This window comes from Mycolicibacterium llatzerense, from assembly GCF_025331195.1.
Classification (GTDB): domain Bacteria; phylum Actinomycetota; class Actinomycetes; order Mycobacteriales; family Mycobacteriaceae; genus Mycobacterium; species Mycobacterium llatzerense.
Window position 1 is genome coordinate 1409600 of the sequence record NZ_LXOV01000001.1, and the last position, 12371, is coordinate 1421970.

15 protein-coding genes are annotated in these 12371 nt (G+C 65.8%); 10 read left to right on the forward strand and 5 right to left on the reverse strand.

The features are described 5' to 3' along the window. Positions 1-5: 5 nt before the first annotated feature. Positions 6-1340: an EspA/EspE family type VII secretion system effector gene (locus A7G45_RS07090; protein ID WP_260935268.1), complete on the reverse strand. Its 1335-nt coding sequence runs from the start codon at positions 1338-1340 to the stop codon at positions 6-8. 247 nt (positions 1341-1587) lie between these two features. Between A7G45_RS07090 and A7G45_RS07095 the strand changes: the two genes are divergently transcribed. Beyond that, positions 1588-2379 carry a polysaccharide deacetylase family protein gene (locus A7G45_RS07095; protein WP_260938038.1) on the forward strand — a complete coding sequence of 264 codons (792 nt, stop codon included), beginning with the start codon at positions 1588-1590 and terminating at the stop codon, positions 2377-2379. A gap of 246 nt (positions 2380-2625) precedes the next feature. Further along, positions 2626-2766, forward strand: coding sequence for a hypothetical protein (locus A7G45_RS07100; RefSeq protein WP_260938201.1), 141 nt, complete (start codon positions 2626-2628; stop codon positions 2764-2766). 142 nt (positions 2767-2908) lie between these two features. On the opposite strand, the gene A7G45_RS07105 is transcribed toward A7G45_RS07100, so the two are convergent. Next, positions 2909-3760, reverse strand: coding sequence for an LLM class F420-dependent oxidoreductase (locus tag A7G45_RS07105; RefSeq protein ID WP_260935270.1), 852 nt, complete (start codon positions 3758-3760; stop codon positions 2909-2911). Positions 3761-3831: 71 nt separating this feature from the next. On the opposite strand from A7G45_RS07105, the gene A7G45_RS07110 reads away from it, so the two are divergent. The 4 genes from A7G45_RS07110 to A7G45_RS07125 are packed head-to-tail and all read left to right on the forward strand — an operon-like array spanning position 3832 to position 5995. Beyond that, complete coding sequence (locus A7G45_RS07110) at positions 3832-4833, forward strand: PHP domain-containing protein (protein ID WP_260935272.1); 1002 nt, start codon at positions 3832-3834, stop codon at positions 4831-4833. Positions 4834-4843: 10 nt separating this feature from the next. After that, positions 4844-5266 carry a hypothetical protein gene (locus tag A7G45_RS07115; protein WP_260935274.1) on the forward strand — a complete coding sequence of 141 codons (423 nt, stop codon included), beginning with the start codon at positions 4844-4846 and terminating at the stop codon, positions 5264-5266. Positions 5267-5282: 16 nt separating this feature from the next. Further along, positions 5283-5606 (forward strand): DUF4333 domain-containing protein, encoded by a 324-nt coding sequence (locus A7G45_RS07120; protein WP_260935277.1) that lies wholly within the window; start codon positions 5283-5285, stop codon positions 5604-5606. Continuing rightward, on the forward strand, positions 5603-5995 hold the full coding sequence (locus tag A7G45_RS07125) for a hypothetical protein (RefSeq protein ID WP_260935278.1): 393 nt from the start codon (positions 5603-5605) through the stop codon (positions 5993-5995). Before A7G45_RS07120 ends, A7G45_RS07125 begins: the two co-directional genes overlap by 4 nt. A 15-nt stretch (positions 5996-6010) precedes the next feature. Here the strand turns inward: A7G45_RS07125 and A7G45_RS07130 are convergent, their stop codons facing one another. Together A7G45_RS07130 and dinB are read right to left on the reverse strand one after the other, a co-directional pair. Further along, positions 6011-6442 carry a pyridoxamine 5'-phosphate oxidase family protein gene (locus tag A7G45_RS07130; protein WP_043985817.1) on the reverse strand — a complete coding sequence of 144 codons (432 nt, stop codon included), beginning with the start codon at positions 6440-6442 and terminating at the stop codon, positions 6011-6013. Between the two features lie 28 nt (positions 6443-6470). Next, positions 6471-7676, reverse strand: a complete 1206-nt coding sequence (gene dinB, locus A7G45_RS07135) for a DNA polymerase IV (protein ID WP_260935280.1) — start codon at positions 7674-7676, stop codon at positions 6471-6473. 76 nt (positions 7677-7752) lie between these two features. On the opposite strand from dinB, the gene A7G45_RS07140 reads away from it, so the two are divergent. Genes A7G45_RS07140 through A7G45_RS07150 form a run of 3 tightly spaced genes read left to right on the forward strand, consistent with a single transcriptional unit; the run spans position 7753 to position 10110 of the window. Next, a complete protein-coding gene (locus A7G45_RS07140; protein ID WP_260935281.1) occupies positions 7753-8415 on the forward strand; it encodes a TetR/AcrR family transcriptional regulator in 663 nt (220 codons plus the stop codon). Between the two features lie 10 nt (positions 8416-8425). Beyond that, complete coding sequence (locus A7G45_RS07145; RefSeq protein ID WP_260935284.1) at positions 8426-8929, forward strand: nitroreductase family deazaflavin-dependent oxidoreductase; 504 nt, start codon at positions 8426-8428, stop codon at positions 8927-8929. After that, the gene (locus A7G45_RS07150; RefSeq protein ID WP_260935285.1) at positions 8926-10110 is read left to right on the forward strand and encodes an FAD-binding domain; all 1185 of its coding nucleotides are present in this window, start codon (positions 8926-8928) and stop codon (positions 10108-10110) included. Before A7G45_RS07145 ends, A7G45_RS07150 begins: the two co-directional genes overlap by 4 nt. Positions 10111-10125: 15 nt before the next feature. Here A7G45_RS07150 and A7G45_RS07155 read toward each other — a convergent pair whose 3' ends face one another. Next, complete coding sequence (locus A7G45_RS07155) at positions 10126-10758, reverse strand: TetR/AcrR family transcriptional regulator (RefSeq protein WP_260935287.1); 633 nt, start codon at positions 10756-10758, stop codon at positions 10126-10128. Between the two features lie 78 nt (positions 10759-10836). Between A7G45_RS07155 and A7G45_RS07160 the strand changes: the two genes are divergently transcribed. Beyond that, the gene (locus A7G45_RS07160) at positions 10837-12306 is read left to right on the forward strand and encodes a flavin-containing monooxygenase (protein WP_260935289.1); all 1470 of its coding nucleotides are present in this window, start codon (positions 10837-10839) and stop codon (positions 12304-12306) included. Positions 12307-12371 lie beyond the last annotated feature (65 nt).

Here is a 12371-nt window from a genome sequence, read left to right on the forward strand (position 1 = left end):
GATGTTCAGGACTGGTTGGTCGCCGGCTGCGTGGCGCTTTCAGGGTCCACGGAAGTACCAGGGATAGGGGCTCGTTCACCCGAGCTACGTGCGCTGGGCCCAGCCGATGCCGATGGTTGGGTGACTGGCGCGGGACCTCTTGGCGCCTGCGGCGCTGGATTGGCCGGTGCCGTTGCCGCTGCGGGTCCGGCGGCCGGAGTTGCCGGCTGTGCGAATGCTGCGGGTGCCACGGGCAGTGGAGTCGCCGCGATCTTGGGGGCGGCGCCAGGTCCCGGTCCTGCCGGCTGTGCTTGTGCCGAGGCAGGGACCGCTGGCGGAGTGCCGGACGGAAGCGGCGCCACCGGTGTCGGCGTACTCGGTGCGTCGTACGGGGTGGCCGCGGGACCGTGTTGCTCGGGTTCCTCCGGGGACGGCACCGTGTAGGGCGTCCGCGGCTGGGACCGTTCTGGGGGGACGTCTTGGCCCTTCTCGGGCATTCGGCTGCCGGGTTGCCGGGAATCGGCGCCCGGCAACTTGTCCTCGGGAAACGGCGGGAACACGCCCTCGCTCGCAGGAGGGCCGGACGTGTCACCTTGTGCCTTGGTGTAGTCGCCCGTCCGTCCGGTGATCCGTCCAGCGTTTTCGAGACTGTTCTTCACGAGGATGACCATCGTGCCGCCGGCGATGTCGAGTGCGGCGACCGATGCCGCTGTGTCGAGGACGACCTTGATGGCCCGGCCCGGGCCGCTGGCCTGCATCCAACACGTTGCGAGGTCGTATGCCTTGAGCCAGTCGTTCTGGTCCTGCAGGGTTTCTCGGGTACGCGCCACCTGACCGGCTTCGGTATCCAGGACTCCGGCGATCGTTTCATCGGCTGCTTGGACTCGAGATGTAAGTCGCCGGTGGGAGGCGTTGGTGGCGGCATAGACCTCGGACGCGGTGCCGTTCCAGCGGTCGCCGTGTGGTTCGGCGCTGATGAGGGTGAGGACCACGTCCTCGAGGCGCTTGCTGGATTCCCGGAATTCGTCGCCGTTGACCGGAGTCCCGGATCCTGTTGTCAGTTTCATGCCGTCGATCAGCATTTGCGCGGCCCAGATGATCTTGGAATCGGCGATCTGGGTGCCTTTCGAGGCGCCGAACGCCGTGGGTAGGGGAGCGACGGCGGCGCCGAGAGTGGTGAGCCCCTCGACGAGGTCATTCGCATCGTTCATGAGTTTCAGGCCGTCCTGCATGACCCCACCCATGTCGCCCTTGCGCGCATTGTCGACGAGGCTGACCCCGTCCTTGACACCGTTGACCACGCCGCTGGCGATCTTGAACGGCGCCTCGAAGACCTCGGTCATGCTCTCGAACATGCCCATGGCAAGCACCCCCTGTTTCCCCACTATGAGCGTAACCGCGCCGTGGACAGCGTCTGGACAGCAAGTTCACAACGGGTGTTGGCGCCGGGTGATGGCGTTGGTAACAGCTCGATACCACCGGGTGTGTCGCATGAGGCTGATGTGACTGGAGTTGCACAATGAATCGGTTCGGGTCCCGATCGACCAGAACTGAATACTTATGGCGAACTACTCCACTACCCACGGACCCCAGTTCGCCGGCTCCGAGCTGAGCCGGCGACGCTTTCTGGTCGGCTTGTCCGCCTCGGTGGTGGCCGGGGTGGGCCTGGCACGGTGCGCTTTCGACGGGCCGACAGCTGCTGTGGCTGCGGCACCGCCGACGTCTCCGTCGGAGCCGGTGCGGCACGGCATGGGATTGGCGTTGCCCGGTGGCGGCGAGCTCAGCAGCCTGCCGGACGTGGCCGGTAACCGGGTGGCGATCACCCTCGATGACGGCGTGAGTTCCGAGGTGGTGCGCGCGTACACCAAGCTCGCGCGGGACACCGGGATGCGGCTCACCTATTTCGTCAACGGCAGGTACCAGTCGTGGACCGAGAATCGGGACCTGATGCTGCCGTTGGTGGAGTCGGGGCAGATTCAGCTGGGCAACCACACCTGGTCGCATCCGGACCTGGCGAAACTCTCCAAGGATGAGATCGTCGATCAGCTGGAGCGCAACCACAAGTTCCTGCAGTCGACCTTCGGGGTCGACTCCCGGCCGTACTTCCGGCCGCCCTACGGCAGCCACAACGCGATCGTCGACAAGATCGCCGCGGAGCTCGGCTACTCGACGCCGACAATGTGGACGGGATCGCTCGGTGACGAGAACATCGTCACCGAGGACTACATCCTCAAGATGGCGGGCAAGTACTTCACGGAGCAGACCGTGGTCATCGGTCACCTGAACCATCTGCCGGTGACGCACGTGTACGGCCAACTGGTCGACCTGTTGAAGGAGCGCAACCTGCGGACGGTCACGCTCGACGACGTGTTCCGGAAGCCGCGCGAACTGCCTGTCTGATCCGCATGGTGACGTAGCTCATATTGTCTGGTAGGTCACTTAGGTCGACGCGCCACTCTTAAATTAAGAGGGCGTTAAGGGCATCTCGCGCAACATGAATCACATCAGTCACACCAGAAACGCGAATGTTACTTTCGGCGCGCCTCCGGAGGTTTGCCGGTGACCGGCGTTGTAATGAAATCGCGAGGGCCTTGCGATAGTCTGGCCCCACGGTGCAACCAAACGCCGACCGCAGGAGTGATCACCGTGTACAACAACCCGCTAGCGCGCACGCGTATGGGACGTATTGCCTGGTCCCTGTTCCGCCATCCAGTCAAGAGCCGCGAGTTTCCGGCCAAGAACGAACGCCTGGTCACTGCAGCGGACATGGTCCGCTTCGGCGTCTAGCGCCAGATTGACCGTCGCGGCCGACCGTAATCGGCGGTAACGTCAGCTGCTTTGCTGACCGTTATCAATTTGTGACCTCCGCGATAATTAAGAACCCAGCCCGCCCGGAACCGATCTCTCGGCTCCGGGCGGTTGCCGTATCTCAGGCGGTCAGTAGCCCGGAGTCCCGGATGGCTTCGGCCAACGGCTCCAGCACGGCCGGGTCGTGCGGTTGTGGGATGTAGATGATCGCCAGATCCAGGCCCTCGGCGGCCAGCCCGGCAGCCTCGTCGACCACCTTGCGGTAGTCGCGGTCCTGGCCGAGCCGGACGTGCGCCGACAGAGTGATCTCCTTGGGATCGCGACCGATGTCGGCACAATGCGCGGCGAGCACGTCGCGCTTGCGGGCAAACTCCTCCGGCGTGCCGCCGACGAAGTTCCAGTGATCGGCGTACTTGGCGGTGATCTTCAGGGTGCGCTTCTCGCCGCTACCGCCGATGCAGAACGGCGGATGCGGCTGCTGTGGGCCCTTCGGCTCGTTGCGGGCGTCCTTCAGTTGGTAGAACTTCCCGTCGAAGGTCGTGGTGTCCTGGCTGAGCAGGCCTTTGAGCACCTCGCAGGCCTCTTCGAAGCGGTCGAACCGCTCTTTGATGGAGCCCAACTCGATGCCGTAGGCGCCGGACTCCTCCTCGTTCCAGCCGGCGCCGATGCCCAGCTCCAGCCGGCCGTTCGAGACGATGTCCAGCGCGGACGCCATGTTGGCCAGCACTGCCGGGTGTCGATAGTGGATGCCGGTGACCAGGACTCCGACCCGCAGCCGTTTGGTGGCCTGCGCCAGCGCGGTCAGCGTGACCCAGCCCTCCAGGCAGGGGCCGGTGGAGTCGGAGAAGATCGGATAGAAGTGGTCGAAGGTCCAGCCGGACTCGAATACGTCGATGTCGTCGGCGGCCTGCCAAACGGCGAGCATGTCCGACCAGGTGGTGTCTTGCGGTGAGGTTTTGAAGGCGAATCGCACAATTACTGAAACTAGTCAGGACCGTCGACTAATTCCTGTGAGTTTCCTCGACGCGTTGGCAGACTGGACCCATGGACCCGGTGGCCGCGCTGCGAGAGATCGCCTTCTACAAGGATCGTGCGCGTGAGGAATCCCGCCGCGTCATGGCCTATCGCAAAGCCGCGGACGTGGTGGAGGCGCTGACTCCCGAACATCGCGAGAAGCTGGGCCGGACCAACGGCTGGCAGACGCTCGCCGGCGTCGGACCCAAGACCGCCGCGGTGATCGCTCAGGCATGGGCGGGTCGTGAGCCCGAAGCGCTCCTCCAACTTCGCACTGCGGCAGCCGATTTGGGTGGGGGAGCGCTGCGTACGGCGCTGAAGGGGGATCTGCACCTGCACTCCAACTGGTCCGACGGATCGGCGCCGATCAGCGAAATGATGGCTACCGCACAACGTTTGGGCCACGAATACTGTGCACTCACCGACCACTCGCCGCGGCTGACCGTCGCCAACGGCCTGAGCGCGGACCGGCTCCGTCAGCAGCTGGACGTCATCGACGAAATCCGTGACCGATTCGCACCAATGCGGATCCTCACCGGCATCGAGGTCGACATCCTCGACGACGGTTCGCTGGACCAGGAACCCGAGCTGTTGGAGCGGCTCGACGTGGTGGTGGCCAGCGTGCACTCGAAGCTGTCCATGGACGCCGCCGCGATGACCCGACGCATGGTCCGCGCGGTGTCCGGTGGCCGGGCGAACGTGCTGGGCCACTGCACCGGCCGTCTGGTCGAAGGATCGCGCGGCACTCGGCCCGAATCAAAGTTCGACGCGGCAGCGGTGTTCGCGGCATGTGCCGCCAATGATGTTGCGGTGGAGATCAATTCGCGTCCAGAACGGCGTGATCCGCCGACCCGACTGCTGAACCTGGCATTGGACACCGGTTGTCTGTTCTCGATCGACACCGATGCCCATGCGCCCGGCCAGCTGGACTTCCTCGGCTACGGAGCGCAGCGCGCACTGGATGCCGATGTGCCGCAGGAGCGGATCGTCAACACCTGGCCGGTCGAGCGACTGCTCGCGTGGACCGCGTAGCGTCGGACTCATGGTTCTCGGTACCGCCACCGTCGTCACGATCTTCGCGGCCGGCCTGATCTTCCTGCTGGCCCTGATCCTCGGCATCTGGAAGTACCGGCAGATGGCCGTCAACCCGAATCATCTGGCGCACCCCTACGTCGACATCGCGCACCGGGCCGCGCTGCTGTACTCGTTCTCCACGTTGCTGGTCGCCGTGTTCGTGCAGCTCTCTGCCTGGCCGATGTGGGTGAACCTCACGGCCGCAATGGTTTTGGTGTTCTTCTTCGTGATCGCGATCGCCGCGTACATCCAGCACGGATTTCGGCAGGACACCACCAATCAGTTCGAGCACCCGAGCGGCGGTCTGCACGCCGGCATGGTGGCGCTGATCCTCGGTGAGGTCGGCGGGTTTCTGGTGCTGCTATCGGGTTTCGTGGTTGCACAACTCTGAGCCGAGGGAGCTCGACATGATCGGTCGATCGAAGACGCGGTGGGCCGCGGCACTCGCGGCGGCGGTGGGCATCCTGGCTTCGTGCTCCGTCCACGTCGGCAATCAGGCGACCACCATGCCGAAAGAGAAGCTGGAGGCTGCGGTCAAGGCCAAACTCAGCCTCAAAACCACATCGAACATCGACTCCGTGGTCTGCGATGGCGGTCTCGAGGCCACGGTAGGAGCGGCTCAGGCCTGCACCGTCGTCACCGGCGCGACGAGTCGGCGGGCAACGGTGAGAGTTGCCGACATCCGAGGGTCCGACATCGGCCTCAGCATCGAACTCATCCCGGGCAAGTGACACTCCACGACTGCCTGCTGCAGCTGAACAGCCCGGCGCGCCCATGGTTGATCCGTGACGGTGCACCGGAGGGCGTCGACCTGGTGGCCGAATGGAAGTCCGACGACCCGGACTGGCGACAGGTGCTCGAAGACCTTGCGGTGACACTGACCTTCCAGATTCACCTGAGGCTGGATGCCGAGGCCCGACTCCTACACGCGGTGGATCACCTGGTCGAATGGCGACAAGACGCCGAGGGTCAGTGGATCGAGTGCCACGACACCGGCGACCTGCAGCTGTTCTGGTCAGGAAACTCGAACTGCATGCACCACTTGATCACCACCGATGACATCAAGATCCCGATCCAGCAGTGCGTCGCCGAATCAGGGTGGACGTACCGCGTGGGTTAGTGGGCCGTCGCCCGGTCAGACCTCGTCAGAGAAATCGGCGGTGAGCCACCGGTCGGGACGGACGGTGAACAGGACGGTGGCAACGCCTGCCATCGAGCGGACGAACTCGCGCCCGGCGTCTTCACCCAGATAACGGACCGCGATTTCTTCACGAGCGTCCTCCGGTGCGGGGGTGGCGGTCTCGATGACCGAGCCCTCGACGATCACGTACTGGTAGGGCGGCTCTTCCCGCTGGACCACGAGGGAGACCACGCCCGCCTGCTCGATCAGCTTCGCCTTGCGACTGCCGGCCCCGGTGTTGATCCGGATCAACCCGTCAGGGGTGTAGTCGTACCAGATGGGGACACTCGACGGCGGCCGGCCGTCTTCGGCGGCCACGGACAGCACCGCTACGTGCTTGTCGGCGAGGAACTGTTCGCGTTCTGCTTTGGTCAGGTTTCTCGGCATGACCCCGGCAACACCGCGTTGCCCCTCGCTATTCCGGCAGCATCGGCATCTCCCAGCCCGGGTCCGCGCCGACGAGCACACCGCGGGTCAGGCACGCATTGCCGAACTTCTGCCGCACCAGATCGACGGCGCAGTCCACCGCGGCGGTGTCGGGCTCACCATCGAACGGCAGCTCGAGCTGTTCGGTGCCGGCGGTGTCGACATTCGACACCGAGAATCCCAGCAGGGTCAGCCCGCGCTCAGTGAGCAGCGGCCCCGCGGCGGCCACCAATCCACGTGCGGCCGTGAGGATTTCCTCGGTCGACGCCGTCGCGCGACGCATGGTGTGCGAGCGCGTGGCGCGACTGTAGTCGTCGAACCGCAGGCGCAGGACCACCGTGCGTCCGGTCCGGCCGCTGCCGCGCATGCGGCGGGTGATGCGGTCGATCAGGTTGATCACCATGGCGTCGATCTCGTTGTCGGACATCGTGTTTCCGCGCCGTCCCACCGCCCGCTGGGCGCCGACCGAACGGCGCCGGACGCCCGTCGTCACCCGCCTGCGGTCGATGTTGTGCGACAGCGCGAACAGTTGGCGGCCCATGCCTGCGCCGACCATGGCGCCCAGCGCCGACTCGGTCAGGGCCGCGACGTCGGCGACGGTTTCGACGCCGTGTTCGCGGAGTTTCTCCGCCGTCTTCGCCCCGACGCCCCACAGGTGCTGCACCGGCAGCGGATGCAGAAACGCGAGCTCACGATCCGGCGGCACCAGCAGCAGCCCGTCGGGCTTGGCTTCCCGGCTCGCGACCTTGGCCAGGAATTTGGTGCGGGCGATGCCGACGGTGATCGGCAGCCCGACGCGCTCGCGAACCGCGTCACGCAGCGCCGCGCCGATCTGGACCGGGGTGCCCGACACCCGGCCGAGGCCGCTGACGTCGAGGAAGGCCTCGTCGACCGACAGCGGCTCGACCAGCGGGGTGGTGTCGTGAAAGACCTCGAACACCGCCTTGCTGGCTGCCGAGTAGGCCGACATCCGGGGCGGCACGACGATGGCCTGCGGACACAGGCTGCGGGCCTGATGCCCGCCCATCGCGGTGCGGACGCCGAACGCCTTGGCCTCATAGCTCGCGGCGAGCACGACACCGGCACCGACGATCACCGGTCGACCACGCAGTGCGGGATCATCCCGCTGCTCGACCGAGGCGTAGAACGAGTCGAGGTCGGCATGCAGGATCGCAGCTGCTTCGGCGTCCGACACCGATCAATGTTCGCACATATGTTCGCACTCCGCGTAGGCCTGGCGGTCGACTAAACAATTGTTTACATTGGTGAACATGCATTTACCTTCGGTCGACGATCGGACAGCGCGGGCAAGGATTCGCGATGAGGCCCTGCGCCTGTTCGCCGAGCGCGGTCCCGACGCGGTCACCATGCGCGATATCGCCGCCGCCGCCGGCGTCTCACCAGCGCTGCTGATCCGGCACTACGGCTCCAAAGACGGACTCGTGGAGGCGGTCGACGGTCACGTCGTCCAGACGCTGGAGGCGCTCCTGGCTCAGGTGACGGGACAGGGCGACGCCGACGACCCCCAGCCCTCCGCGATGCCGACGATGCTCGAGGCGTTTGCCGTCCATCTGCCGCCGCAGTCGCCGATACCGGACTACCTGGGCAGATCGCTGATCGCTGGTGGTGTGGTGGGATCAGCCCTGTTCGCGCGGCTGTACGACATCAGCAGGGACGCGCTGGATGCGATGGTGGCGGCCGGGACCGCAGACGCCGGCGACGATCCCGCGATGCGGGCAGCCTTCTTGATGATCAACGACCTGGCGGTGCTCATGCTGCGTCGGCGTCTCACCGAAGTGCTCGGCGTCGACCCGCTGACTGCCGCCGGCATGGAGCGCTGGGCCACCGAGGTTTTCGCCATTTACCGCGACGGACTGACCGGATCGTCGGGCAACACACGAGCGACCGCACCGACAGTGCACGAAGAAAGGTAGGGAAATAATCGTGTCCGACAACCCACCCTCCGGTGATACTGGTGCGCTGGCGGCCGGCGGCGCCAGGCTGCTGCGGTGCCGACGCCTCGTGCGCGCGCCGATCTGGATCTATCGGGCCCGCGGGGGCGCGTTGTTCGGTTCGCGGATGCTGATGCTGGAACACACCGGACGCACATCGGGGGCCCGCCGCTACGTCGTCCTGGAAGTCATCGACCATCCGTCGGCCGATACGTACGTGGTGGCCTCCGGATTCGGTACGAAAGCCCAGTGGTTCCGCAACATTGCGGCCAATCCGCGGGCGAGTGTCTACGCCGGGAGCCGCCCGGCGGCCGCCGCGACGGCGCGGGTGCTGGATCAGTCGGCCGCCGACCGCGCGCTGGCGGCGTACATCGAGCGTCATCCGCGCGCTTGGGCCCGACTCAAAGGCGTCCTCGACCAGACCTTGGGCACCGAGGTCAGCCCAACCCACACGCAGCTGCCGATGGTCGAGCTGCGGCTCGACGCGACCTCATGAAGATCGCCATCAGTGGTGCCGGTATTGCCGGACCGACATTGGCTTATTGGTTGGCTCGCAGTGGCCACGAACCGGTGCTGATCGAGACGGCGCCGCAGTTGCGCACCGGCGGCTACCTCATCGACTTCTGGGGCGTCGGCTACGCGATCGCAGAGCGGATGGGCCTGGCGGAGGCGATACAGCGCGCCGGCTACGGGATCGAGCAGGTCCGGCTGGTCGACGAACGCGGTCGCAAGGCGGGCGGGTTCGCCGTCAGCCCGTTCCGGCGGGTTTTCGACGGGCGATACATCAGCTTGCCGCGCGGCGAGCTCGCGCGGCTGATCCGTGGAGCTGTCGACGGCGACGTCGAGACGGTGTTCGGCGACCGCGTCACGGCGATCGATCAACATGACGACAGAGTGCACGTCGCGTTCGAGCACGGCAGGCACCGCGAGTTCGACTTGGTGATCGGCGCCGACGGTATTCATTCGGCGGTGCGCGGCTTGGCTTTTGGCGCCGAATCCACCGTCGAGAGGCGACTGGGCTATTGGGTCGCGGCGTTCGAATCCGACGGATACCGCCCGCGCGATGAACTCGTCTACCTCGCCCACGGCAAGCCCGGGCGGATGGTGGCCCGGTTTGCGCAGCGGAACGACCGGACCCTGTTCCTGTTTGTGGTGGCCGACGATCAGCTGGCCGGAATCGAGCCGGCTGACGACGCGGCTGCCAGGAGAGCCCTGCGGCAGGTGTTCGGCGGCGACGGATGGGAGTGCCCGGTGATCCTCGCCGCGCTGGATCGGACGGAGGACCTGTACTTCGATCGCGTCAGCCAGGTCAAGGTCGACCGATGGTCGGCGGGCCGCGTCGCGCTGATCGGGGACGCGGCATCATGCGTGTCGTTGCTTGCGGGCGAGGGGACCGGACTGGCGATGCTGCAGGCGTACGTGCTTGCCGGCGAACTCGACAGGGCCGGCGGCGACCACCAGGCAGCGTTTCGCCGCTATGAGCACCTGCTCCGACCGCTGATCGAGGGCAAACAGACATCGGCCCGAGCGTTCGCCGGCGCATTGGCGCCCCGGACCTTGGCCGGCCTCTGGATCCGGAACCGGGTCAGCCGGCTGCTGGACATCCCGGCAGTGGCCGCCTGGGCGATCCGACGAGAATTCCGCGACGACATCGAACTACCGGACTACGTGATGTAGCGCCCGCGCGACGGGTCAGCTGTAGATGCTGCTCAGCCAGATGTGGGTGAGGGTGTTCACGACGTCGTCGTGCGCGACGGCCCCGGGCTCACCGGCCAGGGTGGCCATGATCATGCGCTCGTTCATCAGGTTCAGCGAGGTAGCCAGGTCCCGGGCGGGCAGGGTCTCGGGCGCAGCGCCGCGCGTGCGCTCTGCGGTGATCAGGGCGGCGGTCAGGTTGATCCACTTCTGCATGAGGCCGGCCCAGACCTCGCGGAATTCGGGAACTGTTCTGACGGCTTCGACGCCGGCCCGGGCGGTGGCCGGGTGGGAGCCGAACGAGCTGAAGAAGATCTCGATGCCGTGCCGGATGGCCTCCCTGGGGTCGGCCGGCATGTCCTCGAGCGCGCCATCGAAGCCGGTGTCGGCCCGCTTGATCAGCGGATCGAGCAGCGACAGCAGCACCGCTTCTTTGGACGAGAAGTAGAAATAGAACGTAGGCCGCGAGATGCCGGCGCCTTTGGCCAGGTCGTCGACGGAAATCTCGGCGAAGGAGCGCTGCTGAAGCAGGGTGGTCGCGGTGGCCAGGATGGCCGCTTCGCGGTCGTCGCCCGAGGGTCGAGCCGCGCGTCTGCCCCGGGGTGCCCGGGTCTGTGCGACGGTACTCATGCAGCTGAGCCTAACAGTTTGTCGAACTTTTCAACACACTGTTGACCGACTCAACACCATGTTGATACCGTCGGTACCATGATCGAACACTTCGATGTTGTCATCGTCGGCGCCGGGATCTCCGGCATCAGCACCGCCTGGCATCTCCAGGACCGCTGCCCCACCAAGAGCTACGTGATCCTGGAACGTCGGGAGAACATCGGTGGCACCTGGGATCTGTTCAAGTACCCCGGCATCCGCTCGGACTCCGACATGTTCACCCTCGGCTTCCGGTTCAAGCCGTGGGAGTCCGCCAAGTCGATCGCCGACGGCGAGTCGATCTGGAACTACATCAATGAGGCCGCCGACGAGAACGGCATTCGGCAGCACATCCGCACGGGTCAGCAGGTCACCTCGGTGGACTGGTCGGACGCCGACAACCGCTGGACCATCGACATCGTGGCCGGCGGCGAAGCCAAGCAGATCACCGCGTCGTTCCTGTCGGTGTGCAGCGGCTATTACAACTACGACCAGGGCTACTCGCCCGAGTTCCCCGGCGCCGCCGACTTCAAGGGACAGGTCATCCACCCGCAGCACTGGCCCGAGGACCTGGACTACAGCGGCAAGAACGTCGTCGTCATCGGTTCCGGCGCCACGGCCGTCACGCTGATCCCGTCGCTGGTGAACGGCGGCGTGGGCCACGTGACCATGCTGCAGCGCTCGCCCACCTACATCGGCGCGCTGCCGTTGGAGGACCCGGTGGCCAAGCAGACCAACAAGTTCCTGCCGAAGCACTTGGCGCACTTCGTGAACCGCTGGAAGCAGATCGGTTACAGCACCAGCCAGTACCAGCTCGCCCGCAAGTTCCCGGCCGTCTTCAAGAAGGCACTGCGCCAGATGGCTGAGCGTCGACTGCCCGAAGGCTTCGACTACGACAAGCACTTCAGCCCGCGCTACAACCCGTGGGACGAGCGAGTCTGCTTGGCGCCCAACGGAGATCTGTTCAAGGCCATCCGCTCGGGCAAGGCCGGCGTCGTCACCGACACCATCGAGACCTTCACCGAGAACGGCATCAAGCTTGCCTCCGGCGAGGAGCTGCAGGCCGACATCATTGTCACCGCAACGGGTTTGAACATGCAGCTGTTCGGTGGCGCGACCGCGCACCGCAACGGTGAGCCGATCGACCTGCCCGGCTGCATGACCTACAAGGGCCTCATGCTCTCGGGCGTGCCTAACATGGCGATCACCTTCGGGTACACCAACGCGTCCTGGACGCTCAAGGCCGACCTGGTGTCCGAGTTCATCTGCCGCGTGCTGAACTACATGGACGCCAACGGTTTTGACCGCGTCGAGCCGCAGCACCCCGGTGGCAGCGTCGACGAACTGCCGTTCATGGACTTCACCCCCGGCTACTTCAAGCGCGCCATGGACAGCCTGCCCAAGTCGGGCTCGGAAGCGCCCTGGAAGCTGAAGCAGAACTACTTCTTCGACATGCGGACCATCCGGTACGGCAAGGTCGACGAGCAGTCCCTGCAGTTCACCAAACACCGTGTGGCCGTGAACGTTTAGTTCGCAGCCCAGCAGACGCAAACTGCCCCTTCTCGAACGAGAAGGGGCAGTTTGCGTTTGTTCGT

Coding starts and splice junctions, on each gene's coding strand:
- A7G45_RS07090 (WP_260935268.1), bottom strand. CDS start 1,340: ATGGGCATGTTCGAGAGCATGACCGAGGTCTTCGAGGCGCCGTTCAAG.
- A7G45_RS07130 (WP_043985817.1), bottom strand. CDS start 6,442: ATGCCGAGAAACCTGACCAAAGCAGAACGCGAACAGTTCCTCGCCGAC.
- A7G45_RS07120 (WP_260935277.1), top strand. CDS start 5,283: ATGATCGGTCGATCGAAGACGCGGTGGGCCGCGGCACTCGCGGCGGCG.
- A7G45_RS07115 (WP_260935274.1), top strand. CDS start 4,844: ATGGTTCTCGGTACCGCCACCGTCGTCACGATCTTCGCGGCCGGCCTG.
- A7G45_RS07140 (WP_260935281.1), top strand. CDS start 7,753: ATGCATTTACCTTCGGTCGACGATCGGACAGCGCGGGCAAGGATTCGC.
- A7G45_RS07160 (WP_260935289.1), top strand. CDS start 10,837: ATGATCGAACACTTCGATGTTGTCATCGTCGGCGCCGGGATCTCCGGC.
- A7G45_RS07155 (WP_260935287.1), bottom strand. CDS start 10,758: ATGAGTACCGTCGCACAGACCCGGGCACCCCGGGGCAGACGCGCGGCT.
- A7G45_RS07150 (WP_260935285.1), top strand. CDS start 8,926: ATGAAGATCGCCATCAGTGGTGCCGGTATTGCCGGACCGACATTGGCT.
- A7G45_RS07110 (WP_260935272.1), top strand. CDS start 3,832: ATGGACCCGGTGGCCGCGCTGCGAGAGATCGCCTTCTACAAGGATCGT.